The sequence below is a fragment of the Bacillus sp. PS217 genome (genome assembly GCF_037963535.1).
GTDB classification, from domain to species: Bacteria; Bacillota; Bacilli; order Bacillales; family Bacillaceae; genus Bacillus; species Bacillus subtilis.
Genome location: NZ_CP150157.1, coordinates 3343168 through 3366951, shown reverse-complemented (window position 1 = coordinate 3366951; position 23784 = coordinate 3343168). Strand labels below are relative to the sequence as shown.

The window sequence follows — 23784 nt, the reverse complement described above, 5'->3', positions numbered from 1 at the left end:
GTGGACGGCCAGTTTGAACAAAAAAAGAAACAAAAAGACGAGACTTATGACATTGAGCACCTGATTGCATGCTTTTCACCGATGATCAGAAAAAAACTCAGCAATACGTCCTATCAAGAAAGAGAAGATTTAGAGCAAGAGCTGAAGATCAAAATGTTTGAAAAGGCTGATATGCTTTTATGTCAGGATGTACCGGGGTTTTGGGAGTTTATTTTGTACATGGTAGATGAGAACTCATAATATTTTCATATGAAAAAACATCAAAAGGGAGCGCTTGTTTGCTCCTTTTTTGCTGTTTTGATTTGCCAAGGCTCCAATGTATTCAAAAATGTACCATAAATAAACGATATAATGATAAGATGAAAAAAACAGTGACAGAAAGGAACATAAAAGTGGAAAATGCGTCAATTTTAATCGTAGACGATGAGAAAGCGATTGTGGACATGATCAAACGCGTTCTCGAAAAAGAAGGTTATCGAAATATACTGGATGCGGCAAGCGCAGAAGAAGCGATTCCCGTTGTGAAGGCCAATAAGGTTGACTTGATTGTGCTGGATGTCATGATGGGCGGAATGTCCGGTTTTGAAGCCTGCACATTGATCAGAGAGTATTCAGACGCTCCGATTTTTTTCCTGACGGCAAGATCATCCGACGCGGACAAATTATCGGGCTTTGCGGTTGGAGCTGATGACTATATCACAAAACCATTTAATCCGCTGGAATTAGCGGCGCGGATCAGAGCGCATCTCAAGCGTACATATCAATCGAAAGAAACGAGTTCAAATCAAACCTACACATATGATTACTTTACTTTTTCTCCGCAAAATGCCGAGTTGATCGTAGGCGGGGAAGCCGTTGCCTGTTCAGCCCAGCTTCTGCAGCTTTTGCAGTATTTTTGTGAACACCCTAACGTGGTGCTTTCCAAAGATCAAATATATGAAAAAGTATGGGGCTATCCTTCCTACGGTGACAACAACACCGTCATGGTTCATATTCGCAAGCTTAGGGAGAAGATTGAGCGCGATCCGAGCAATCCGGAGTATATTGTAACCGTTCGAGGTCTCGGCTATCGTTTTATCCCAAATCCTGAAGGCAAGCGGTCATGAGGTTAAGATGGAAGTTTTTGTTTCACTTTTTCGGCCAGATGCTGATTGTGATCCTGCTGCTTACGGTTATGCTTGTTGCGTCGTTTTTCTATTTAGACGCCCGTTTTAGCGATGCGGAATCCAATTCAGGGCTGACGAAGGCAACGACCGACACACTTGAGGCATATCTCGATGTAAACGAAGACGGGACATGGGAAGTGGATAATTTCCTGAAGAAATCTGTTGATAAACAGCACGGCTGGATGCAAATCATTGATTCGGAAGGAAACACTGATTATTCCTACGGCGTGCCAAAAGACGTGCCTGGCACCTATACCAAGAAAGAGCTTTTGTCTATTTATAAAACCAAAAAGCTTCATAACTATAAACTGAATTATTGGGCCATCAATATTGAAGATAAGTCGTATCTTCTATTGTCCGGCTGGAAATCAAAAAGTGAACAGCTCCTGACGTCGGTTGAAAAGCGCGAACAAAAGATAGACTCACTAGCGCACTATAAGTCTAGTACCATCGACTATATTAAACGGAAAAAAGGCGCCATTTACCTGTTAGACAGCAATGGAAAGATTCTCGACAGCATCAACAGCACAAAAAGCGAAAGAAAAACGATGAACCAGCTGGAGCTGCTTAAATACAGCTCTAAGCCTTGGAACTATAAGCGGGAAATTTCCGTTAAGATCCTCAATAAAGACAGATGGATGGTCGCTACGGTGCCGAACCCAGTCTATGTAACCGATCAGGAGTTTAACAAATCATTCCTGAAGGTTGTATTAAAAGCGATGTTTCTCGTGATGGCCGTTTTGTTCATGTATATCATTTGGATGACCGTTTGGTATATGTTCCGATTCGGGCTGCCGATTTTTCACACGATTAGATGGCTGGTCAATCTGTCAAAAGGGAAGCTTGAGGAGCCCAGAAACCGGGAAGGCCGTCCTGTCAGCAAAAATAAAAAGGGAAAAATCAAACAGCCGTACCGTTTCTTCGGTGAGATATTTGAATCAATGGATCAGCTGACTGAAACGCTGAGAAGGGATAAAAGAAACAGAGAAAAAATCCAGGCGACAAGGGAAGAATGGATTGCCGGTTTGTCACATGACTTAAAAACACCGCTCAGCAGTATTTACGGCTACAGCATGATGCTCGAGTCGAAGCAGTATGACTGGTCGCCGGAAGAAGTGAAAGAAATGGGGCAGGTTGTCAGAGAAAAATCTGAATACATGTCCAAGCTGATTGAAGACTTAAATTTAACGTATCGGCTGAAAAATGATGCTCTTCCTATTGAGAGAAAGCTCACTAGCCTTATCCCGTTTTTTAAAAATGTCATTGAGGATTTTAAGAAAAATCCGTTTTCTGAAGGGCATGATATCTCGTTTGTATCCAAAGAAGAGCATATTGAATTTGCCCTTGATGAAGCGTGGTTCAGGCGCATATTAGAAAACCTCCTTGGGAATGCCGTGAAGCACAACGGCAAAGGAACAGAGATTCAAGTCATTCTGGAGCAAACAAAAAATCATATTTCTTTAAAGGTGAAGGACAATGGGAAAGGAATGGATGAAGAAACCATTACCCATTTGTTTAACCGTTACTACAGAGGGACGAACACAAAAGATTCAACTGCCGGAACAGGTCTCGGGCTCGCGATTGCCAAGGAGCTTGTCCATCTGCATAACGGAACGATCCATGTGAACAGCAGAATGGACATTGGAACGGTCATTACCATCCTTTTTAAAAAACAATAAACATCATGTGGTTTGGACACCTCTTTGCCGGGAATAACAATATATAGACTGAAGCTAAAGAGGTGTAACACATGGATGCAGTATTGGAAGCAGACACTCGGGCAGTGATTGGAGAAGGCCCGTTATGGGATGAAGAAAACGGCCGCTTATATTGGGTTGATATCCTGGGGAGCGAGCTCCACATCTTTGACCCTGAAGAAAAAATCAACCGATCAATCAAATTCAAATCCTTTGTGACGGCGCTTGCGAAATATTCAAAGGATGAACTGATTATGACGATGAAGGACGGGTTTTACCTGTATCATCTTCGGGATGACAGCTTGGAAAAAATTAAACAGCCGAAGGACATGCATGAGAGCCTGAGATTTAATGATGCTAAATGTGACCCTTACGGAAGGCTTTGGGCGGGGACGACGAGCATGGAAGGCGAGCAAAAACAGGCGTCGCTGTACCGTTTGAATCTAGACGGCAGTCTTGTCAAAATCAAGGATCAAGTCTCCACCTCAAACGGTTTGGATTGGGACCGCGAGCGGAATTTGATGTATTACATCGACACGCCGACGCAGGAGATTGTGCGTTACAGCTATGATCCTCAAAGCGGAGATGTTTCGAATCCAGAACCTGTCTATCGTTTTGATCAGTCAGACGGATTGCCGGACGGCATGACAATTGACCAAAATGGCATGCTGTGGGTGGCGCTGTTTGGCGGCAGCCGCGTTGTTCACATTGACCCGTTTCAGAAAAAAGAAATCAATTCAATCAGCGTGCCGGCTAAATATGTCACGTGCTGCGCGTTCGGCGGCAGAGACTTAAAAACCCTTTACATTACAACGGCAACAGAACAAATGACAGAAAAAGAGAGATACGAGCAGCCTCACGCTGGAGGATTGTTTTCAGCACAACTGGAAACAGGCGGATATCAGCCGGTACCATTTGCTGGAGACGTATAAAAAAAACGCATCCGAAATACGGATGCGTTTTTTTATACTACAGAGAACGGATAATGCCGCCTTCCACACGCTGTGCCGTGCCGTTAATGGCGGATGCGGCGTCAGACGCGAGGAATACGATTGTGTTAGCGACTTCTTCTGCTGTCGCGTAACGCTGAATAAGTGAGGTTGGCTCATTGACCTTGAAATAGTCTTTGATAAATGTATCTGTATCCTGGCCGGCTGCTTGTGCGGCGCCTTCCATATAGGATGCCACACCCTCTGTCCAAGTAGGTCCCGGGAGCACTGAGTTGACCGTCACATTTGTGCCTTTTGTCATTTCAGCCATTCCTCTTGAAAGGCTGATCAGCGCCGTTTTTGTCATTGAGTATGGAATCATCGTTGGCAGCGGTTTGACGCCTGCTTCACTTGCAATATTTAAAATGCGGCCGCTGTTTTTGGCAAGCATTTTTGGAAGGAAGTGACGGCTTGTCCGAACGGCGCTCATCACGTTCACTTCGAAATATTGATTCCACTCTTCATCTGTCACATCGGCAAAGTCTTTTACCTCGAAGAAACCAAGGTTGTTGACAAGGATATCGATATCACCGATTTCATTTACTTTTTCGATAAAAGCCGCTGCTTCATCTGTTTTTGACAAATCGGCAGCAGCACCGTGCACTGTTCCATAGCCAGAAAGCTCTTCAATCGTGCGATCGACAGTCTCCTGTTTGCGTCCGTTGACAATGACTGCCGCACCCTCTTGCAGAAAGCTTTTTGCGGCGGCTTTCCCGATGCCGGACGTCGAGCCGGTGATTAAGACGAGTTTGTCTTTTAGCTGTAAATCCATAAGAATCATTCCTTTTGATTGATGATGGTATTAAGTATACAAGATCAAATTTAGTGTTTACGAGGATTTTGCTCCCATACACAATACGGGGAAAAGTCATTCAGGACGCATATACAAGCCTGTCAGTCATATAGTATAATTACTCCGAAAAAAGGATACGAATGTCAAATAGGTGCCGGTCCGTGAACAACAGCCGGCTTAAAAGGGAAACCGGTAAAAGCCGGTGCGGTCCCGCCACTGTAATTGGCAAAGCGCCAAGAGCCAGGATACCTGCCTGTTTGATCAGCACGAATTCTGCGAGGACAGATGATGTGTAAACAATAGGCTTTTTTGTGTTGTTTACAGCATCTTTACCGTCGTAGAGATGCTTTTTTTAGTTCGTTTAGGAGGAAAAGATTATGAAAAAACGAGCCGGGATATGGACTGCGCTCCTGCTGGCTGCTGTTATGCTGGCAGGCTGCGGCAATCCTGCGGATCAGAAGGATTCAAAGGCAAAACAAAAAGCAGAAGCGTTCCCTGTCACCATTGATGATGCGTCGAACCAAGATGTAACCATCAAAAAAGAGCCAAAAAAGATTGTTTCATTAATGCCGAGCAACACAGAAATTACATACGCACTCGGCCTTGGTGACAAAGTGGTCGGTGTCACCACAAACGATACCTATCCAAAGGAAGTCAAAAAGGTTGAGAAAGTCGGAGATATGAATGTAAACGTTGAAAAAGTCATTTCTCTAAAACCAGATCTCGTTCTGGCCCATGAGTCTTCCATGTCAGCATCAGCGGATGCCATCAAACAGCTGAAGGACGCGGGCATTACAGTGCTGACTGTCAATAATGCACAATCATTCTCCGAGGTGTACAAATCAATCGAAATGATCGGAGAAGCTGGCGGGGCGGAGAAAAAAGCTGATCAGCTCGTGAAACGCATGAAATCAGATCTAAAGGATATTCAAGAAAAAGCGAAAACCATTTCAAAAGACGAGGAGAAAAGCGTATTTATCGAGGTTTCTCCTGATCCTGACATTTATACAACCGGAAAAGATACGTTTATGAATGAAATGCTGAATGTCATCCATGCTAAAAACGCAGCTGCGGATCAGACAGGATGGGTGCAAATGACAGACGAGGCGATCGTAAAACTCAATCCTGATGCAATTGTTACAACGGACGGTGTGAAAGCGAAAGCTGTGGAAAAACGCGATGGCTGGAGCGAAATCAATGCTGTGAAACATCATCGTGTATATGATGTGGACCCTGATCTTGTGACACGTTCCGGTCCCCGTCTGATCGAAGGGGTCGAAGAACTTGCGGAAAGCATTTACCCGGATACGTTTAAGGAATAATCGTTATGCCGCATATATCATTGGTTTCTCATTTTTAGCCGTGAGCATCATCTTAGGAATTTCTTGCGGCAGCCTGCATATTCCTATTCCCGCTGTTTTTCGTGTCTTTTGGCATCAAGGTTTCGGCGGCTCTATCGGTTCTGATGATCCGATGTACACTAATATTATGATGAATATCAGACTGCCGAGAGTTGTGCTGGCCGCCCTTGTGGGGGCGGCTCTTTCTATTGCAGGGGCCGCTTTTCAAGGATTGTTGAAAAATCCGCTTGCTGATCCCTATACGCTAGGTGTGTCATCCGGTGCTTCAGTTGGAGCTGTTGTGACTCTGTTCTTAGGTCTGCACCTTCCTGTCATCGGAGAGTTTACACTCCCGGTTGTGAGTGTAGCCGCGGCACTTGCCACGATGGCGGCGGTCCTTTTCTTCAGCCGCCTCGTTCATGCTTCGATGTCTGTTTCCACCCTCATTTTGACCGGTGTCATCACTAACTCTTTTTTGGGCGCATTTATTTCTCTTATCATCGCCTTGACAGGAGACAACCTGCTTCCGATTGTGCATTGGCTGCTTGGCAGCGTCTCAATGAGGGGCTGGAGCTATGTTATTTTGTTTCTCCCGTTTTTTCTTTTGGGAACCATTTTATTGATTATAAACGGAAGGGAACTAAACGTGATGACATATGGAGAAGATAAAGCAAAGCTTCTTGGAGTCAGCGTTCAGCAGAGGAAGATGATGATTCTAATAGCCGGATCTCTTTTGACGGGAAGCGCTGTGGCAGTATCGGGTACGATTGGCTTTGTCGGCCTTGTGATTCCGCATATCACAAGGTTTTTGTGGGGAACGGACCATCGGCATTTACTGCCGCTGTCCGCCTTGCTCGGGGCAGGATTTCTCGTTTTAGCCGATCTGCTTTCCAGAACCATCATTGAGCCGATTGAACTGCCGATCGGGATCATTACGTCCTTGGCGGGAGCGCCTGTGTTCGCTCTTATTTTAATTCGGCAGCACCGCGGGAGGAGAAGCTTATGATGAAGGCAGAAGGGCTGTCGGGAGGATACGGTGACAGCCGCCTAATCAACAATGTCAGCTTAACAGTGGAGAAGGGAGAATTTCTCGGAATTCTTGGCCCTAATGGAAGCGGAAAAACCACGCTTTTGCACTTGCTGACAGGTACGCTGCCGGCCAAGGAAGGCAGGGTTTATCTGGCCGGAAAACTGCTGGCGGACTATAAACCGAAGGAACTGGCGCAAATCATGGCTGTCCTGCCGCAAAAAATGGATCAAGCCTTCACCTTTACCGTCGAAGAAACTGTAGCCTTTGGCAGATATCCATTCCAAACGGGGCTGTTCAGACAGCAGACTGAAAAGGATGAAGCCATTGTACAGGAAGCAATGGAGCAAACAGGAGTGGCCGATTTTGCGCAAAAGCCGATTCGCGAACTAAGCGGAGGGGAACAGCAGCGGGTGTATTTGGCACAAGCTTTGGCGCAGCAGCCGCGTATTTTATTTTTGGACGAGCCGACTAATTTTCTCGATCTGGCTTATCAAAAAGACCTGCTTGATCTGATCAAACGCCTGACGAGAGAAAGCGGATTGGCAGCTGTCAGCGTTTTTCATGATCTGAACACCGCAAGCCTGTACTGTGATGAGCTCATGTTTATGAAAAACGGTACCGCCGGGCCTAAGCAAAAACCGGAATATGCTGTTACAGAACAAAGCATAAAGGCGGTGTACGATACAGATGTCACCGCCTTGGTTCATCAAAGCTCACCTAAACCGATGATTGTGATTCAGCCTGAAAAAGATAGCGTGAAGCGGCAGTCTATCCCATTTGAAGCATTGCTCCAAGCGGGGCGTGATGACATTCTTCTGCAAACGGAAATCCCGCTTCGAACATTGTCCTCGACGCCTATCGGTGCAGGGTTTTCGTGGAGCAGGACGCTGATCCATAAACGGCTGCCAGATCAGCCAGATCCGATAGAAGGACTTACGGCCTGTCTTTCAGAAAGCGGTTTTCAACTGCAGGAGACGTGTGCGATGGCTTCTTCAGAAAGACTTGACCGTTTCGTATATCGAACTTATGAAGACGGAGAGTTATCCGTTTTCATATGCGTTCAGACCGGCTTTTCGATTTGGATTTTGATTAACGGCTATGCGGCAGATCAATTCTTCATCAAAGCTCTTATGGCTGCCGAAGCAGAACGGACGAAAGTGCTGGGAGACGGAGGAGGCACAGGTGATATTCTCATCGCCGCGACTCAAACTCAGCAATCCGAAAACATAGAACAGCGGCTGAACCAATTGATAAAGAAAGGGACAGCTGAATGTGTAAAAGAGGCTGCTGAGTTGTTTGAATAAGTCTGTAAAGGAGATTCAGGGTATGAAACTATATACAAAAACAGGCGATAAGGGACAAACGGGCTTAGTCGGGGGCAGAACGGACAAGGACAGCCTACGCGTCGAAAGCTACGGCACGATTGACGAGCTTAACAGCTTTATCGGGCTTGCTTTGGCAGAGCTTTCCGGGCAGCCCGGCTTTGAAGATCTGACAGCCGAGCTGCTGACCATCCAGCATGAGCTGTTTGACTGCGGAGGCGATCTGGCAATCGTCACAGAAAGAAAAGACTATAAACTAACGGAAGAATCTGTTTCCTTTTTAGAAACGCGCATTGATGCCTATACAGCAGAAGCGCCGGAACTGAAGAAATTTATTCTTCCAGGCGGATCAAAGGGTGCTTCGCTTCTCCATATCGCACGCACCATTACAAGGCGGGCAGAACGAAGAGTGGTGGCGCTGATGAAATCGGAGGAGATTCATGAAACAGTGCTGCGTTATCTCAATCGTCTGTCCGATTATTTCTTTGCCGCCGCCCGGGTTGTGAATGCAAGAAGCGGTATTAGCGATGTAGAATATGAAAGAAGTGCCATTGTGTTTCGGGACCGAAACAGCAGCGAATCATAAAAAGTGAAAAGGAAAGCCGGCGTGTTCAAATATATGCCGGCTTTTTTTGTTTTTCACTCTGTCAATTTCCCATTTTACGACAAAAAATGAACCTTATGAATTATTGACTGAAAAATGGAAAAATGAGATATTGTAATAAATAGATGTAAAAAATAGGCAACGGGGGGCTCTGATGGATGGTGAAATTGATTGAAAGTGATAGCATCTGGAAGAGAAATTTCAATTATCTGTTTTTCTCAAGAATAGTCAAGATATCCGGCGATATGTTCGCATTTAATTCAATATTATGGTTTTTAATTTATGACGGCAAAGGTGCGATCGGCACTGCTTTATTGATTGCTGTCACGTTTTTGCCGGAAGCCGTTCTGGCGCCTGTGACGGGGCCTTTTATGAAACAGACCACGCTGAAATTTTGGATGTACTTTTCAGATCTGACAAGGGCGGCGATTGTTTTGATTATCCCTCTATGTCATTTTGCGGGCTTCTCTCCGCTGTGGTTTGTCATGACGCTTATGATTGTGCATTCAGCTACTGGAGCTGCCTACAATCCCGCCTCTATCGCTTTGATTCCTCAAATCGTCAATGAACAGGGCATTCAAAAAGCAAACGCTGTGCTGCAGTCCTCCGCTCAAATTGTCAGGCTCGGGGCTGTCACATTATGCGGCGCTTTTCTTACATTTATCAGTCCTTCTTATACCATGCTTATCGCACTTGTGCTCTATTTGGTGTCAGGTTTTCTCGTTCTTTTTATTAAGTACACTGCGGTTGAATCTCAATCAGAGTCTGCGGTTGTTACACAGAGAGGCACATATATCGGAAGACTGAAACGCGGCTTTAGGCTCGTCAGAAAACACCAGATTTTATACCCGCTCGCCATTTACTGTATCTTTATGAATTTCGCGGCTGCCCCATGGGAAGCGCTCTCTGCCGTATACGTAGCGGAAGATTTAAACGGCCAGCCGATCGTATACTCGCTTTTAAAGGCCACCACCGCCGCGGGCGCGTTTTTATTAGGGTTTGTGCTGGCGAAAGTCAAGGTAAACAGGTACGGCTTGTTATTCGTCACTGCCGGCATTATTGAAGGATTTGCTTTCTTTATTACAGGGATGAATACCTTTTTGCCGCTCGTCTTTTTCGCTGCTTTTACCTTTGGTGCCGCAGTCAGTGCTGTTAATGTTCCTGAGTACACGATTATCCAGACGTCTGTGGACAGTGAGGATCAGCCGCAGGTTTACGCCGTTATACATATGATCTCAAATATTTCGATCCCTGCTGGAGCTGTCATTTGCGGGTATGCCGCTAATGCTTTCGGCTCAGGAACAGTGATTGCTGCCGGCGGGATTGTCGAAATTATTGCGGGTATCGGAATTTTGCTGTTTACAAAACTGGCCAAAGCAGAAAGGTCCGACCTGATTAAAGAAAGGGAAGCAAGTGTTCATCTGTAAAGGGTTTTAAAACGCCATGCCTCGTGCATGGCGTTTTTTTGTGCCAATGGGTCCGGTGCGAGATACGACTCCGGTCTTATATAAAAATCAATCTCTGATTCGTTTTGCATATCTTCCAACTTGTATAAGATGAAGACAAGGAAAACGAAAGGAGGATCTGCATGAAGATAAACAAGAAAACAATAGGCGGATTCTTATTAATTGTATTTGGGATCTCTGTCTTTTTTGGAGGAGGAAGCTTCGGCTTTATCATCCCGCTCGCCATCGGGAGCTTGATGACATACGCAGGAATCAAAAGGTTTGCCGCGGGAAAAACCATCACGGGAATCATCGTGGGCGGTATCGGGGCCATTATGCTCATCTGCTCACTTCCGTTTGTCGTCGGAATCGCATTGGCGGCCGCTATGGTGTATTACGGCTGGAAGCTGATGAAAAACGGATCAGCTGATAGCGGTGTATCATCTTTTGATCCTGAACCGGCTTCTGCTGCCTACCAATCTCACTTTGATGACGAATGGGAAGAATTTTTGAAGAAAAAATAATATCAATATATTAGGAGGAATTAGGTATGGTATTAAAAAGAATCAGAGATATGTTTGTTGCGTCAGTTCATGAAGGACTTGATAAAATGGAGAATCCAAAGGTGATGCTGAATCAATATGTACGCGATATGGAAAGCGACATCGCAAAAGCAAAGCAAACAATTGTGAAACAGCACACGATTGCCTATCAATTTAAGAAAAAATATGAAGAAGCCGCTGAAGTGGCTGGCAAACGGAAAAATCAGGCACAGCTCGCATTTGACGCAGGTGAAGAAGAACTGGCGAAAAAGGCGCTGACTGAAATGAAGTATTTAGAAGGGAAGGCGGCTGAGCATAAAGCTTCCTATGAACAGGCAAACAGTCAGCTGGCTGATCTGAAAGAGCAGCTGGCTGCACTTGAAACAAAGCTTCAGGACGTAAAGGATAAAAAACAGGCGCTGATTGCGCGGGCAAATGCGGCGAAAGCTAAAGAGCATATGAATACGACATTTGACAAAATTGACAGTGAAAGCGCGTATCGTGAATTTTTGCGTATTGAAAATCGTATTGAAGAAATGGAAATCCGCGCGAATTATTCAAAGTCAGCGGAAGCCGGCACAGAACTTACACGTAAAGAATTCGCAGACGATGTAGAAGCGGAGATTGAAAAAATGCGGACACTTTCACTGCAAAAATCAGACCAGACACAAGCGGCAAATGAATAAGCGGAACGGGGAAGGATTTGCGGTCAAGTCCTTCCCTTCCGCACGTATCAATTCGCAAGCTTTTCCTTTATAATAGAATGAATGAGAAGGATGAAACCGAATGAAAAAAATGCTTGGCAAACTGTTGATCACTGCGGGTATTCTGGTTTTTTTCGCCGTCGTCGTAAAAGATGTGTTTGCTGCAGGCCTGGGTTTCATAAATGGCACAGAAGCCGATTTAGCCAGCGCATCGCCGCGGGACATTGACAGCATGGTCATTGAGTCGGATAGCAAGGATGTCCGGATTATAGCGGAAGAACGAAGTGACATATCGGCAGGCATTTCAGGAGACTCAGGAAAGTTATTTGTTACTGAAAACAATAGAAAACTGGAGCTGACCGTAAAGGAAAAAGAATTTCAATTTTTGAATGGGTTTAACCGTTCAACTCTTATCGTCAGGCTTCCGTATGATTATAAAGGTGATCTGGCAGTACGAACCTCAAGCGGGGACGTGTCTGTGGCCGGAAATGACCATTTTGCGCTTTCCAGGCTGAATACAGTATCTGCGAGCGGAAATGCGAGCGTGACGGACGTCCGCCTTCAAGACCTGAAAGTGAAGGCGTCATCGGGGGATGTAACCATTTCAAATACCGTCTCCAAAACATCCGGCATTGATTTAGCTTCAGGGGACGCAAATCTGGTTCATGTATCAGGCTCTCTTGATGTGAAAATGACTTCAGGAGATTTTAATGCTGTATTGACAAAGATAACCGGCCCCGTATCTGTCACGCTGACAAGCGGTGATGCCAATCTAAGCCTTCCCAAAAACGGCAGCTTTACAGTCAAAGCGAAATCAGCGAGCGGTGACGTCAGTTCGCCGTATTCATTTGCTGATAAAGCACATAAAGAGCAGCATCACATCACAGGCACGCAAGGAAGCGGCCGGCATCCAATCGACATCAAAACGGACAGCGGGGATCTAGCGATACGGTAGCACCAGGCAGAAGAAAGGAGGCGGACACCAGGAATGACAAAAAAACAGCTTCTCGGATTGATCATTGCTTTATTCGGCATCAGTATGTTTTTGCAAATTATCGGAATAGGCGATCTGCTGTTTTGGCCGCTCTTTTTTCTGATTGCCGGCTATTTCCTTAAAAAATATTCCCGTGATTGGCTTGGCTCCGTCATGTATATCTTTGCCGCGTTTCTATTTTTGAAAAACCTCTTCAGCATCACCTTTAATTTATTCGGCTATGCGTTTGCCGCATTTCTGATTTACGCCGGCTACAGGCTTGTCAAAGGGAAGCCGATATTCGAACCGAATGAGAAACAGGTCAACCTCAATAAAAAAGAACATCATGATCCGCCAAAAGATGTAAAACATCCCGACATGCGCAGCTTTTTTATCGGTGAGCTGCAAATGATGAAGCAGCCGTTTGACCTGAATGATTTAAATGTCTCTGGTTTTATCGGTGATATCAAAATCGATTTATCTAAAGCGATGATTCCCGAGGGAGAAAGCACAATCGTCATTAGCGGAGTCATTGGTAACGTTGATATTTATGTACCATCGGACCTTGAAGTGGCTGTCAGCTCAGCTGTTTTTATAGGTGACATCAATCTGATCGGCTCGAAGAAAAGCGGATTAAGCACGAAGGTATATGCCGCGTCAACCGATTTCAGCGAGTCAAAGCGCCGTGTCAAAGTGTCCGTTTCCTTATTTATCGGTGATGTGGATGTGAAGTACGTATGAGAAAAAAACTGCTTGTGAGCCTCCAGTGGCGCGCCATCCGCATGACAACGGGAATCAGCCTGCTCCTTTTTGCCTGCCTGATTTCCTTTATGATGTTTTACTATCGGCTCGATCCGCTTGTTTTGCTGTCATCAAGCTGGTTCGGAATTCCGTTTATCCTGATTTTGCTTCTAATCAGCGTGACCGTCGGTTTCGCCTCAGGGTATATGTACGGCAACCGGTTGAAGACAAGGATTGATACATTAATTGAATCCATTTTAACCTTTGAAAACGGCAATTTCGCTTATCGGATACCGCCGCTCGGTGATGATGAAATCGGCCTGGCCGCCGATCAGCTGAACGAAATGGCGAAGCGCGTGGAGCTTCAAGTCGCATCCCTGCAGAAACTTTCCAATGAACGTGCGGAATGGCAGGCGCAAATGAAGAAGTCGGTTATCTCAGAAGAACGCCAGCGATTGGCTAGAGATCTTCATGATGCGGTCAGCCAGCAGCTCTTTGCCATATCGATGATGACATCAGCCGTGCTGGAACATGTCAAGGATGCTGATGATAAAACAGTCAAGCGGATCAGGATGGTCGAGCATATGGCAGGCGAAGCCCAAAATGAGATGAGGGCGCTCCTGCTCCATTTACGGCCTGTTACCCTTGAAGGAAAAGGGCTGAAGGAGGGCCTTACGGAGCTTTTGGACGAGTTCCGAAAAAAGCAGCCGATTGATATTGAGTGGGATATACAGGACACAGCGATATCCAAGGGTGTTGAAGACCACTTGTTCAGAATCGTGCAGGAGGCCCTTTCAAACGTATTTAGACATTCAAAAGCGTCAAAAGTAACCGTGATTCTGGGCATAAAGAACAGTCAGCTCCGTCTGAAGGTGATTGATAATGGAAAAGGCTTTAAAATGGACCAGGTGAAAGCATCCTCATACGGCTTGAATTCTATGAAGGAACGTGCAAGTGAAATCGGCGGGGTCGCCGAAGTGATTTCAGTAGAAGGAAAAGGCACCCAAATTGAAGTAAAGGTCCCGATTTTCCCGGAAGAAAAAGGAGAGAACGAAAGTGATTCGAGTATTATTGATTGATGATCATGAAATGGTCAGAATGGGGCTCGCGGCTTTTTTGGAGGCGCAGCCCGATATTGAAGTCATCGGCGAAGCATCGGACGGCAGCGAAGGTGTTCGGCTTGCTGTGGAACTGTCGCCTGATGTCATTTTAATGGACCTTGTCATGGAGGGCATGGATGGCATTGAAGCTACAAAGCAAATTTGCCGGGAGCTTTCCGATCCGAAAATTATTGTGCTCACTAGCTTCATTGATGATGACAAAGTGTACCCGGTTATTGAAGCTGGCGCGCTCAGCTACTTGTTGAAAACCTCAAAAGCGGCAGAAATCGCTGATGCCATCCGCGCCGCAAGCAAGGGAGAGCCAAAGCTGGAATCAAAAGTGGCGGGAAAAGTATTGTCCAGGCTGCGCCATTCAGGTGAAAATGCGCCCCCGCATGAATCGCTGACGAAACGGGAGCTCGAAATACTCTGCCTAATCGCAGAAGGAAAAACAAACAAAGAAATAGGCGAGGAACTGTTTATTACAATTAAAACAGTCAAAACGCATATTACGAATATTTTATCAAAGCTGGATGTCAGTGACCGGACGCAGGCGGCGGTGTACGCGCATCGAAATCATCTCGTCAAATAGGCGGCTCCTATTTGTTTGCGCCTTTCGTTCCGAAGTCTCTGACAATCACATTGACCCGGTAGTCTATTTCCGCATTGCTGAAATAATCATCATCCCATTTTCTTGCGATCTTTTTCCACTTTTGAGGATAATGAATTCTGACTTGGTTTCCCAATCCGGTCACATCCGCTTTGATCTCTTTCTGCAGCTTCTCTGTAATAAATGTCGTTACTGTTTTGTGTATTCGTTTTTCGACTGCCTTTTCAATGCTTTTAATATATGAATCCTTAAACGAATCTTCACTGGGATTCCAGTCCTCAGATAGACGACCTTCAATAGTGCGGGTGACGGTGAATTTGAACTTTCCGTCCTTATAGGCCGTCTTGATCTTCCGATTGCTCGAATATACTTCATAAGAAAAGAGATGGCCATCGCGCTTCAAGTCAATGACGCCTCCCTCGACAGTGCCTGAAAATAAGTTAATATTTTGAACCTCAATCGGGGTGAGATCCCGGTGCCATAATTTATTTTTGATGATAGAGGCTCCGTTTATCGCGAGCTTGCCGTTTTCCTTACCGACATGAGGGATGAGGAATGAATCGTCAGAGGTTAAGTGTTCTGAGATCTCCCCCAATGTAACTGGCTCCATCATTCTGATCGTCACCTTATTTTTCTCTGTCAGATCATATATCACGTTGGATGCGGGTTCGCCTTCATCATTCATGTTAAATATATCCTTAGTTCGGCCGTTGGTGATAAAGACATAGGAACTCCTCCTTGTTCCGTTGTCTCTGACAAACTGGTTAATGATCGCGTCCATTCCAATTTGATCCGCAATCACGCTTTTGGAAAGCAGAATGAGACGCAAATGCTGTGAAAACGTAGGATTATGCTTTAATGCAGAGGTTCTCATCATTTGATGGACAGTTTTACCCTTTGTGATAGAAAGCTGTGTCGGATCAGATGAAGAGCCCTCCTTGGCGCTGATTATTTTCGGCACGAGAATTTGCTGTGTCAGCTCTAAATTTTCATCGTCAGGCTTGTCTAGCCCTACTCCGATCACTAAGCTTAATTCCTCGATATTCTCACTGTCCCAGCATCCGGACAGCAATAGGGTGCATATAAACATACATAAAATCCGGATTTTCATTTTGTTGTAATCCTCCTCTTGAGAGCTACAATGAAAAAGAGAATGAACGGAAGCAGAAACAGGGAGACAAAAATATAGCCAAGATAATCGCTATACATCATGACTTGATTGGCGTCATCCGGCCAGAGAGAAAAATAAAAGACCGTTATGCCGATAATCACCATGCTTGTTTTAGTCGATAATCCAAATGTCTTCTTTAGCCCGTTAGCGGCAAAGTATCCGTAAATGACAAATGTGGTGAAAAACTGGATAATCCAGACCACCAGTAAAAAGGATTCAAACCGTTCAATAAATATGCCTTTAAGCTCAAAGGACTGAAAGAGAGAAATAGTCGGCCAAATCAGCGTTTTCACCTCGGGAGCGGTCAAAGCTCCGACAACGATAATATACGTAAGGATATATAAGATAATCGGAATCAGAAATCCTAGAGACGCATATCTGAACGTGTATTTCTTTTTCTTCATATGTTCAGGAAGAAACAGCATCACTTCCATTCCTAAAAAAGAGATGGAAACGACGGTAAGGGAGTTTGCAATGGGTCCAAGGCCTTCGCCTAAAACAGGACGCAAATTATTGATATCAAAAATTTTAAAACTGATCCCGAACACAATCAGCAAAATAATAATGGTTACCGTTAAATAAAAGGGAAACAGCCGCGACACATCGCTTAAGCCCCCAACCATTAAATAAATGCCGCAGCAAATAAACGTTAAAATAATGACTTGAATTGGGGTTCTCTCCAGCAGGAAAAACTTCACCATTTCAGCCATTGCCCGTGTCTCGAAGCTGGCTACGCCGAGGAAATAGCCGCAGATCAAAAGGCCGATGATGCTGCCGATCCATTTCCCAAGCCCTTCCTTCAAATATTCAAAGAGTGAAGGGTATTGATGTTTTTTCTGAATGAGCGTGTTTAAATAAATGAAGAAAATAAAAATGAAACCTTCTAATATCAGCGTGATCCAGCCGTCAGGCGTATTAGCCTTAGTGGTCAGCGCTCGCGGCAATGTTAAAAGTCCGGCCCCAAGCATTGTATTTGCAACAATAGAAATACCTTGAAAGGTATTAAGTTTCAGTGGAGTCTGTTTTTGGCTCATTTGGATTATTCACCTCTTTTGGTTTGTTTTTAATTGGGAGACGGATAATGGAGTCATCCGTATTTTTCAGGCTAAAGAATCCGTTTGGCGAAAAATACGGAGACCCAAAGCTCGTTTGTCTCGTTAAGTGCGTATAAACGACAAGCATAAATAAAATAATGCCGTATAGCCCTAAAATAGCGGCGGAAAACATCGAAATAAAACGCAGCACCCGGAAAGACAGACCCATTCCGTATTGAGGAACGGTAAAGGATGCCAGGGCAATGACACTGACGACAATGACCATAATCGAACTGACGAGATTCGCTTCTACAGCAGCCTGTCCGATGACTACGCCCCCAACGAGGCCGATCGTCTGTCCGAGCGGATTGGGGAGTCGCAGTCCGGCTTCCCTTAGCAGCTCGATGGTTACTTCCATCAGCAGGGCTTCAAATATCGGAGGGAACGGCACGTTTTCCCTGTTCGCCGAAATCGTGACGGCGAGTGCGGTCGGCAGCAGCCCCTGATGGAAGGAAACAAGTGCTATATAAATCGATGACAAAAACAAGGTGATAAAGATAGAAGCAAAGCGCAGCGACCGGATAAGAGATGCTGAAATCCAGCGTTCATAGTAGTCATCCGGGGATTGCATCAGGATGCCGAGAGAAACCGGCACCAGCAGCACAAATGGTGAACTGTCGACCAAAATTGCCACACGGCCGTTAAACAGGGCTGAAGATACTTTGTCAGGTCTTTCCGTATTTTGTATCTGCGGAAATGGTGAATATTTATTATCTTCAATGAGCTCCTCGAGCGTTCCGCTGTCCTGGATATCTTCCAGCTGGATATTTTTAAGCCGCGCCTTCACTTCTTTTATGACGGACTTTTTTGCTTTGCCTTCAATGTACATAATGGCTGCAGGCTTCAGCTTGTTTTCGCCGATCATGATTTTTTTGGTGATCAATTTCGGATGAGAGGTTCTTTGTCTGATCAGAGCGAGATTTGTATCAATATCCTCTACAAACGCTACTTTTGGGCCGCGAACCACTTTTTCAGTTGTCGGCTCTGTCAGGCTTCTTGTTTTTTTCTTTCCTGTGGTCAGAATATAGGCTTTATCCAATCCGTTGATAAACACAGCACAATTGCCGTTGAGAATCGATTCAATCGTTTTTTTTGCAGTTTCAACAGGTCTTGCGTCAAGCTGGTCAAGGCGTTTTTTGACCTGGTCAAGCGTTAAGGTCTCCTCATCTTTAATCAAAGTTTTAATGGCTTCTGACACCTTATTCTCATCAGTCATTTCACTGAAATAGAGATAGTAAAAAACCAGTCCGTTCGCAAGCATTTTTTTGTTTTTCACCAGATCATCGTTTTCTTTTAATTTTGGCAGCACCAATGCTAAATTATCGTGTATATATTCCTTAAACTCTGTTTGTTCCAATGAGGTCACCTCTTATCCAAAACCTTAGTAGAGGTTATCTTTTCCTGTTAAAAAAATGATATACTGTGTTAGAGTATTTCATGGAGTAAGTTTTTTTATGAAAGCGGAGGATACGAAGTGGCACAGGTAAGGCTAGCTGGAAAACAAGAAGAAATTGAACAGCTCATTAGATCATTTGAACAGCATTATGATGTCTCTTATACATCAAAGGAGTACGGCAGGACAAATCCAAAATACAAATATTCAAAGGATTCCCGCGTATATCTTGAATTAAAATTAAAATCTGCCAAGATCGAAAAATAAAAAGGATTTTTTGTGTCATTGGCGAATTATGATCTATTGAAGCAACCGTTATGGAGGGATACATAAATGGAATACAGAATTGAACGAGACACCATGGGAGAAGTAAAAGTTCCTGCTGATAAATTTTGGGGCGCCCAAACACAGCGAAGCAAGGAGAACTTTAAGATCGGTTCTGAAAAAATGCCGATGCGTGTTGTGAAGGCGTTTGCAATTTTAAAACGAAGCACTGCTCTAGCTAATAAACGCCTCGGCAATCTGGACGCTGAAAAAGCAGAAGCGATTGCAGCGGTTTGTGATGATGTGCTCAAAGGCAAGTACGATGACAACTTCCCGCTTGTCGTATGGCAGACCGGAAGCGGCACACAAAGCAATATGAACATGAACGAAGTGGTAGCCAACCGTGCGACTGCTTTATTAAAAGAGAAGAACTCTGATCAAACGATTCATCCAAATGATGACGTGAACCGAAGCCAAAGCTCAAACGACACATTCCCGACTGCGATGCATGTTGCCGCTGTTTTGGCTGTTTACGAGCAGCTTGTGCCGGCGCTTGATCAGCTTCGCAATACACTGGATGAAAAAGCAAAAGCATACAATGATATTGTCAAAATCGGACGCACGCATCTTCAGGATGCTACGCCACTGACCCTCGGACAGGAAATCAGCGGATGGGTTCACATGCTGGACCGTTCGAAGGAAATGATTTTGGAAGCGACAGATAAAATGCGTGCGCTTGCAATTGGTGGAACGGCTGTCGGAACGGGTATCAACGCTCACCCAGAGTTTGGAGAGCTTGTCTCAGAAGAGATCACTAAGCTGACCGGCCAAACGTTCAGCAGCTCGCCGAATAAATTCCACGCGCTGACAAGCCATGACGAAATCACTTATGCGCATGGCGCATTAAAAGCGCTTGCGGCTGACTTAATGAAAATCGCGAACGATGTCAGATGGCTCGCAAGCGGACCCCGCTGCGGCATCGGGGAGATCGTCATTCCTGAAAATGAGCCGGGAAGCTCTATTATGCCTGGTAAAGTCAACCCGACACAAAGCGAAGCGTTAACAATGATCGCAGCGCAAATCATGGGGAACGATGCGACAATCGGCTTTGCGGCGAGTCAGGGGAACTTTGAACTGAACGTGTTTAAGCCTGTTATTATTTACAACTTCCTGCAATCTGTGCAGCTGCTCAGTGACGGCATGAATTCATTCCATGATAAATGTGCTGTCGGTATTGAGCCTAATAAAGAAACCATTCAGGAAAACCTGTCAAATTCATTAATGCTTGTTACGGCGCTGAACCCGCATATCGGTTATGAAAACGCGGCGAAAATCGCCAAGCTTGCCCATAAAGAGGGATTGACGCTCAAAGAAGCAGCTTTGAAGCTTGAATTGCTGACAGAGGAGCAATTTAACGAAATGGTTAAGCCGGAAGACATGGTAAAACCAAAGGCGTAATAGGAAGAAAGAACGGCTGCTTTTTAAGCAGCCGTTCTTCTAAATATGTTGCTGTTTTAATAAATATTTAAGCTGTTCCGCATCTTTGGCGAGAGCTTCAGACTCCGTCAGATTATGAATCATTCCTTTTATGATCGCCAGCTTCGGTGTTTTTTTCTTCATTTCTGCTTCAAGTATGTCTAAGCTCTCCGATAATTCAAGAGAGGAGTTTGTGTTTAAGCTGTTAATTTTGTCACGTAGGCTTTTCACAATTGATTCAGTCAGCGGGTCAGGCCGTCCGTGCGTAAGAGGCCCGAATAAAGAGCTAGCGTCTTCCAATGTGATGAAAGGCTTATCGTTTCGTTCAGACATGCCTTTTACCATATCATCAATTCGATTCATAATGATATTAGCTAATTGAGACGGCTTCACAGTGTACCCGAGCAAAATCATGCATTCCAGGTAAATCTGGCTGATGCCCTCTATTAAAAAACAAAGCTCAGCAGTGTAGGGTTCCGCTTTTTTTCCATAGATGTTCAGCAGGCTGTCGATATGAAATTGAAGTGAGGACTGGCGGATTTTTTTTGCGCATTGCTCCACTTCTTCTGTGTAAGGCAGAGAACCCTCCTTCAACTGCATGCTGATAAAATCTTTGTGTTCAAGAATGTTTTCATAGAGGACGGTCAGCTGTTTACGGTAAGCCGTTCTGGGGCTGTCGCCCTTCGTTTTAATATTTAAAATTCGGGTAAACGTTTTATCATAATAGTAGTTCAGCATAGAGAGAAGAAGCGCTTCTTTCGAAGGAAAATAAATATAAAAAGCGCCTTTAGATATTTTGCATTCTTTTGCGATTTCCTGGACTGATGTTGAGTTGTATCCTTTTTGGGCAAATAGTTTTAAGGCTGTTTCAATAATCAGTTTTTCTTTTTCCTTCAATGGTTCCACCCTTTCGGAGCCCGGAGGCCTGCTAGGATATGACCATATAGTCACACCGTCTGTTATAAAATTAACCTTATTGTAACTTGTTTTTTTATCATGTATTATTTATATTATAAATTGAGATGACCGAATGGTCAAAGCTCAAGTGAAAGGGTGAATCTAGAATGAGAGAATTGGACGAAATGATCAGCCGCTTGCGAAACAGAGGAATCAAAGTGGAGAAAGTCAAATATCCGAAGCAGACCTTGTCAGAGAAAAAATGGGTTCATCAATGCAAACAGCCGCTCAAAACAAATTACAGAGATTTTAACGGCTATTCTTTCACATAAAAAAATAGACTGCAAAACATCTACAGTCTATTTTGGCACTGCTATGCGGTATGTTACACCCGTTTTGTCATTTTCAATTGAGATAGATGCCTTATGAAGAGTTAAAATTCGTTTTACGATGCTTAGACCAATGCCGAATTCGCCTTTCTTCCCTTTATTAAAAGGCTCATAGAGGCTGGAGAGCATCTCATCTTCAATATGCGGACCGTCATTTTTAATGGTGATCACGATATTTCGATCATCTTGTTTCATGCTGATTTCTATTTTTGTCTCAGCATAGCGGATTTGATTTTCCAGAATGTTTTCGAGGAGTTTGTTCCATTGCTCCGGATCGCCCGGCATCAAAATATCCTCTTCTACATCAATTTCCCACGATAGTTCTTTCCGCGCCCACTTCAATCGTTCGATGACTTCTTCTGTCACTTCCACAATACTGAACATGTCGTGCTGCACTTTTTGCTTCGCTAAATAATCCAGCTTCGTTAAATATAATAAATCCTTTATTTTTTTCTCCAGCTTAAGGGCTTCGCATTCAATAACATCTACAGTGTTTTCAAGGTCTCCTTTAGGAAAAATCCCGTCTTTAATTGATTGTGTATAGCCTCTGATGACCATGACCGGCGTTTTTAAATCATGAGAGATATTTTGCAATAGAGTTCTTTCTGTTTCATCCTTTTGCACAAGCTTTTGGCGCATCTCTTCGATGGTATGGCCCAATTTGCCGATTTCATCTTTCCGATCCACTTTTACTGGGTCATCCCAATCCTGTTCAGAAATCCGTTTGACGTGTTTTTCAAATGATACAAGAGGCCTTGATAAATACTTTGCAAGCCAAATAGCCGGAATCCAGCTTAATAAAATGACGACAGCTATAATAAACAGAAGCTGTTTGAACAAGGTATAGGCCAAATCGTCCCGATAAGAATCAAGCGCGTAAGAGAGCATCATCGCTGATTGTCCATTGACGGAAAGTCCCTTTTTAATGACAAAAAACACTTTCTCTCCATTGACGTCGGCGCTGTAACGTTTCTTTTTAGCTTCCTGCTTATCAGCCAGCTTGTACACCTTGTGGATAAATGAAGATGACAGAATGCTTAAATCCTTGTCTGAAGAAGCCTCTTCATTTTCAGGAAGGAGCACGTGCTGTACGGAGCGGACAGTTGTCGGCGCCGTCGCCTCCTCGCTGTAATAGCGCCTTTCAATCGAACCTGGCAGGCGGTACTCTGTCAGCACATGCTGCTCATTTTCAATCGTCGTATACGTTTCATTAGTGAAAAAATCTCGCAGCGTGTTTGAAAATAACACAAGCAGTAAAATCGATATCGCTAACAGGATGCCGGATATGACAACCCATATCTGAAACGCGAGCGGCTTGTTTTTCATGATGACATCATCCTGTAGCCGAAACCGTAAATCGTCTCCACCTTCAATTCAGGCATCTTTCTGCGCAGTCTCCGGACGAGATCATCAACGACCCGATCTGTTCCGAAGTAGTCATGTCCCCACACTTTTAGGAGGATATCCTCACGAGAGTATGGATGCCCTTTATGATGGATAAATAATAGCAGCAGATCAAATTCCTTTGACGTCAAATTGATGATATTTCCGTTTTCGTCATAGACCTCGCGGGCGTCTTCAGCGACCCGATACGAGGAGACGGCAATTTCATTTTTTTGGACAGGAGGAGCTTCCTTATATACGAGCTGCAGCAGCTTTTGCACACGGATAATCAGCTCCCGCGGCAGAAACGGCTTTGAAATGTAGTCATTGCTGCCAAGCTCTAAGCCAAGCACTCTGTCAATATCCGCATCTCGGGCGGAAATAAAAATGACCGGCACGTCAGGATCTTTCGCCTTGATTTCTTTTATTAATGTATAGCCGTCGGTATCCGGCAGCATGATATCGAGAATCCATAGGTGGGGAGACGGTGTCATTTTCTTTCTGGCGTCTTCACCTTTCGTAAAAGATGTAATGTTCCAGCCCTCATTCTCTAAATACTTCGTTAGCAGTTCATTCAGGTTATCCTCATCTTCAACTAGATAAATGGTGTATGACAAGGCTCTTCACATCCTTTCAACGTCATTATAAACTAGTTTTAACA

Annotated in this window: 25 protein-coding genes and 1 riboswitch; of the genes, 18 read left to right on the top strand and 7 right to left on the bottom strand. The window is 44.6% G+C overall.

Features of this window, described 5'->3' with window-relative positions:
• From rsoA to NSQ83_RS17545, 4 genes are all read left to right on the top strand, one after another.
• Positions 1-240, top strand: coding sequence for a sigma-O factor regulator RsoA (gene rsoA, locus NSQ83_RS17560; protein ID WP_003228484.1), 240 nt, complete (start codon positions 1-3; stop codon positions 238-240).
• Positions 241-392: 152 nt separating this feature from the next.
• Positions 393-1106 carry a two-component system response regulator YvrH gene (yvrH, locus tag NSQ83_RS17555; RefSeq protein ID WP_003243545.1) on the top strand — a complete coding sequence of 238 codons (714 nt, stop codon included), beginning with the start codon at positions 393-395 and terminating at the stop codon, positions 1104-1106.
• Positions 1103-2845 carry a HAMP domain-containing sensor histidine kinase gene (gene yvrG / locus NSQ83_RS17550; protein WP_204551372.1) on the top strand — a complete coding sequence of 581 codons (1743 nt, stop codon included), beginning with the start codon at positions 1103-1105 and terminating at the stop codon, positions 2843-2845. Before yvrH ends, yvrG begins: the two co-directional genes overlap by 4 nt.
• A gap of 71 nt (positions 2846-2916) precedes the next feature.
• Positions 2917-3795 carry an SMP-30/gluconolactonase/LRE family protein gene (locus NSQ83_RS17545; protein ID WP_003228493.1) on the top strand — a complete coding sequence of 293 codons (879 nt, stop codon included), beginning with the start codon at positions 2917-2919 and terminating at the stop codon, positions 3793-3795.
• A 37-nt stretch (positions 3796-3832) separates the two neighbouring features.
• Here the strand turns inward: NSQ83_RS17545 and NSQ83_RS17540 are convergent, their stop codons facing one another.
• Positions 3833-4624 (bottom strand): SDR family oxidoreductase, encoded by a 792-nt coding sequence (locus NSQ83_RS17540; RefSeq protein WP_015384617.1) that lies wholly within the window; start codon positions 4622-4624, stop codon positions 3833-3835.
• 153 nt (positions 4625-4777) lie between these two features.
• Positions 4778-4917: riboswitch (cobalamin riboswitch) on the top strand.
• A 105-nt stretch (positions 4918-5022) separates the two neighbouring features.
• Here NSQ83_RS17540 and NSQ83_RS17535 point away from each other — a divergent pair.
• The 11 genes from NSQ83_RS17535 to liaR all read left to right on the top strand — a co-directional run bounded on the left by NSQ83_RS17535 (position 5023) and on the right by liaR (position 15038).
• Entirely contained in the window at positions 5023-5967 is a 945-nt protein-coding gene (locus NSQ83_RS17535; RefSeq protein WP_103030990.1) for an ABC transporter substrate-binding protein, read from the top strand.
• On the top strand, positions 5930-6991 hold the full coding sequence (locus NSQ83_RS17530; RefSeq protein ID WP_042974729.1) for an iron ABC transporter permease: 1062 nt from the start codon (positions 5930-5932) through the stop codon (positions 6989-6991). Before NSQ83_RS17535 ends, NSQ83_RS17530 begins: the two co-directional genes overlap by 38 nt.
• A complete protein-coding gene (locus tag NSQ83_RS17525) occupies positions 6991-8319 on the top strand; it encodes an ATP-binding cassette domain-containing protein (RefSeq protein ID WP_204551516.1) in 1329 nt (442 codons plus the stop codon). The genes NSQ83_RS17530 and NSQ83_RS17525 overlap by 1 nt, the downstream gene beginning before the upstream one ends.
• Before the next feature lie 22 nt (positions 8320-8341).
• Entirely contained in the window at positions 8342-8923 is a 582-nt protein-coding gene (locus tag NSQ83_RS17520; RefSeq protein ID WP_198878512.1) for a cob(I)yrinic acid a,c-diamide adenosyltransferase, read from the top strand.
• A gap of 176 nt (positions 8924-9099) precedes the next feature.
• Positions 9100-10368, top strand: coding sequence for an MFS transporter (locus NSQ83_RS17515; protein WP_038427906.1), 1269 nt, complete (start codon positions 9100-9102; stop codon positions 10366-10368).
• Between the two features lie 161 nt (positions 10369-10529).
• The gene (gene liaI, locus NSQ83_RS17510; protein WP_003228504.1) at positions 10530-10910 is read left to right on the top strand and encodes a cell envelope stress-induced membrane anchor protein LiaI; all 381 of its coding nucleotides are present in this window, start codon (positions 10530-10532) and stop codon (positions 10908-10910) included.
• Between the two features lie 26 nt (positions 10911-10936).
• On the top strand, positions 10937-11614 hold the full coding sequence (locus NSQ83_RS17505) for a PspA/IM30 family protein (RefSeq protein WP_003228506.1): 678 nt from the start codon (positions 10937-10939) through the stop codon (positions 11612-11614).
• A 100-nt stretch (positions 11615-11714) separates the two neighbouring features.
• A complete protein-coding gene (locus NSQ83_RS17500; protein ID WP_003228508.1) occupies positions 11715-12587 on the top strand; it encodes a DUF4097 domain-containing protein in 873 nt (290 codons plus the stop codon).
• Between the two features lie 33 nt (positions 12588-12620).
• Positions 12621-13346: a LiaRS two-component regulatory system accessory protein LiaF gene (gene liaF, locus NSQ83_RS17495; RefSeq protein ID WP_003228510.1), complete on the top strand. Its 726-nt coding sequence runs from the start codon at positions 12621-12623 to the stop codon at positions 13344-13346.
• Positions 13343-14425 carry a two-component system sensor histidine kinase LiaS gene (liaS, locus tag NSQ83_RS17490; protein WP_085185806.1) on the top strand — a complete coding sequence of 361 codons (1083 nt, stop codon included), beginning with the start codon at positions 13343-13345 and terminating at the stop codon, positions 14423-14425. Before liaF ends, liaS begins: the two co-directional genes overlap by 4 nt.
• Positions 14403-15038, top strand: coding sequence for a two-component system response regulator LiaR (gene liaR, locus NSQ83_RS17485; RefSeq protein WP_003228514.1), 636 nt, complete (start codon positions 14403-14405; stop codon positions 15036-15038). The genes liaS and liaR overlap by 23 nt, the downstream gene beginning before the upstream one ends.
• Before the next feature lie 7 nt (positions 15039-15045).
• Here the strand turns inward: liaR and gerAC are convergent, their stop codons facing one another.
• From gerAC to gerAA, 3 genes are read right to left on the bottom strand one after another with little or no spacing between them, the layout of a single operon-like run.
• Entirely contained in the window at positions 15046-16167 is a 1122-nt protein-coding gene (gerAC, locus tag NSQ83_RS17480; RefSeq protein WP_339238708.1) for a spore germination receptor protein GerAC, read from the bottom strand.
• Positions 16164-17261, bottom strand: coding sequence for a spore germination receptor protein GerAB (gene gerAB, locus NSQ83_RS17475; protein WP_009968145.1), 1098 nt, complete (start codon positions 17259-17261; stop codon positions 16164-16166). The genes gerAC and gerAB overlap by 4 nt, the downstream gene beginning before the upstream one ends.
• On the bottom strand, positions 17230-18678 hold the full coding sequence (gerAA, locus tag NSQ83_RS17470) for a spore germination receptor protein GerAA (protein ID WP_003243555.1): 1449 nt from the start codon (positions 18676-18678) through the stop codon (positions 17230-17232). Before gerAA ends, gerAB begins: the two co-directional genes overlap by 32 nt.
• Before the next feature lie 117 nt (positions 18679-18795).
• Between gerAA and NSQ83_RS17465 the strand changes: the two genes are divergently transcribed.
• Positions 18796-18981: a YvzF family protein gene (locus NSQ83_RS17465; RefSeq protein ID WP_003244599.1), complete on the top strand. Its 186-nt coding sequence runs from the start codon at positions 18796-18798 to the stop codon at positions 18979-18981.
• Between the two features lie 66 nt (positions 18982-19047).
• Complete coding sequence (fumC, locus tag NSQ83_RS17460; protein WP_003228523.1) at positions 19048-20436, top strand: class II fumarate hydratase; 1389 nt, start codon at positions 19048-19050, stop codon at positions 20434-20436.
• A 39-nt stretch (positions 20437-20475) separates the two neighbouring features.
• Here fumC and NSQ83_RS17455 read toward each other — a convergent pair whose 3' ends face one another.
• Positions 20476-21351, bottom strand: coding sequence for a TetR/AcrR family transcriptional regulator (locus NSQ83_RS17455; RefSeq protein ID WP_198878514.1), 876 nt, complete (start codon positions 21349-21351; stop codon positions 20476-20478).
• 167 nt (positions 21352-21518) lie between these two features.
• On the opposite strand from NSQ83_RS17455, the gene spxO reads away from it, so the two are divergent.
• Positions 21519-21683 carry an anti-adapter protein SpxO gene (spxO, locus tag NSQ83_RS17450; RefSeq protein ID WP_003221681.1) on the top strand — a complete coding sequence of 55 codons (165 nt, stop codon included), beginning with the start codon at positions 21519-21521 and terminating at the stop codon, positions 21681-21683.
• Positions 21684-21710: 27 nt separating this feature from the next.
• Here spxO and cssS read toward each other — a convergent pair whose 3' ends face one another.
• Together cssS and cssR are read right to left on the bottom strand one after the other, a co-directional pair.
• Entirely contained in the window at positions 21711-23066 is a 1356-nt protein-coding gene (cssS, locus tag NSQ83_RS17445; RefSeq protein ID WP_003228527.1) for a secretion stress-responsive two-component system sensor histidine kinase CssS, read from the bottom strand.
• Complete coding sequence (gene cssR, locus NSQ83_RS17440; RefSeq protein WP_003228529.1) at positions 23063-23740, bottom strand: secretion stress-responsive two-component system response regulator CssR; 678 nt, start codon at positions 23738-23740, stop codon at positions 23063-23065. Before cssR ends, cssS begins: the two co-directional genes overlap by 4 nt.
• Between the last annotated feature and the right edge of the window lie 44 nt (positions 23741-23784).

Bases quoted from the DNA above. Each gene is read 5' to 3' on its own strand.
- NSQ83_RS17515 (WP_038427906.1), top strand. From the start codon at position 9,100: ATGGTGAAATTGATTGAAAGTGATAGCATCTGGAAGAGAAATTTCAAT.
- spxO (WP_003221681.1), top strand. From the start codon at position 21,519: ATGAGAGAATTGGACGAAATGATCAGCCGCTTGCGAAACAGAGGAATC.
- liaI (WP_003228504.1), top strand. From the start codon at position 10,530: ATGAAGATAAACAAGAAAACAATAGGCGGATTCTTATTAATTGTATTT.
- NSQ83_RS17505 (WP_003228506.1), top strand. From the start codon at position 10,937: ATGGTATTAAAAAGAATCAGAGATATGTTTGTTGCGTCAGTTCATGAA.
- NSQ83_RS17520 (WP_198878512.1), top strand. From the start codon at position 8,342: ATGAAACTATATACAAAAACAGGCGATAAGGGACAAACGGGCTTAGTC.
- NSQ83_RS17545 (WP_003228493.1), top strand. From the start codon at position 2,917: ATGGATGCAGTATTGGAAGCAGACACTCGGGCAGTGATTGGAGAAGGC.
- NSQ83_RS17500 (WP_003228508.1), top strand. From the start codon at position 11,715: ATGAAAAAAATGCTTGGCAAACTGTTGATCACTGCGGGTATTCTGGTT.
- liaS (WP_085185806.1), top strand. From the start codon at position 13,343: ATGAGAAAAAAACTGCTTGTGAGCCTCCAGTGGCGCGCCATCCGCATG.
- gerAB (WP_009968145.1), bottom strand. From the start codon at position 17,261: ATGAGCCAAAAACAGACTCCACTGAAACTTAATACCTTTCAAGGTATT.
- gerAC (WP_339238708.1), bottom strand. From the start codon at position 16,167: ATGAAAATCCGGATTTTATGTATGTTTATATGCACCCTATTGCTGTCC.
- cssS (WP_003228527.1), bottom strand. From the start codon at position 23,066: ATGAAAAACAAGCCGCTCGCGTTTCAGATATGGGTTGTCATATCCGGC.
- NSQ83_RS17540 (WP_015384617.1), bottom strand. From the start codon at position 4,624: ATGGATTTACAGCTAAAAGACAAACTCGTCTTAATCACCGGCTCGACG.
- yvrG (WP_204551372.1), top strand. From the start codon at position 1,103: ATGAGGTTAAGATGGAAGTTTTTGTTTCACTTTTTCGGCCAGATGCTG.
- NSQ83_RS17535 (WP_103030990.1), top strand. From the start codon at position 5,023: ATGAAAAAACGAGCCGGGATATGGACTGCGCTCCTGCTGGCTGCTGTT.
- liaF (WP_003228510.1), top strand. From the start codon at position 12,621: ATGACAAAAAAACAGCTTCTCGGATTGATCATTGCTTTATTCGGCATC.
- NSQ83_RS17525 (WP_204551516.1), top strand. From the start codon at position 6,991: ATGAAGGCAGAAGGGCTGTCGGGAGGATACGGTGACAGCCGCCTAATC.
- fumC (WP_003228523.1), top strand. From the start codon at position 19,048: ATGGAATACAGAATTGAACGAGACACCATGGGAGAAGTAAAAGTTCCT.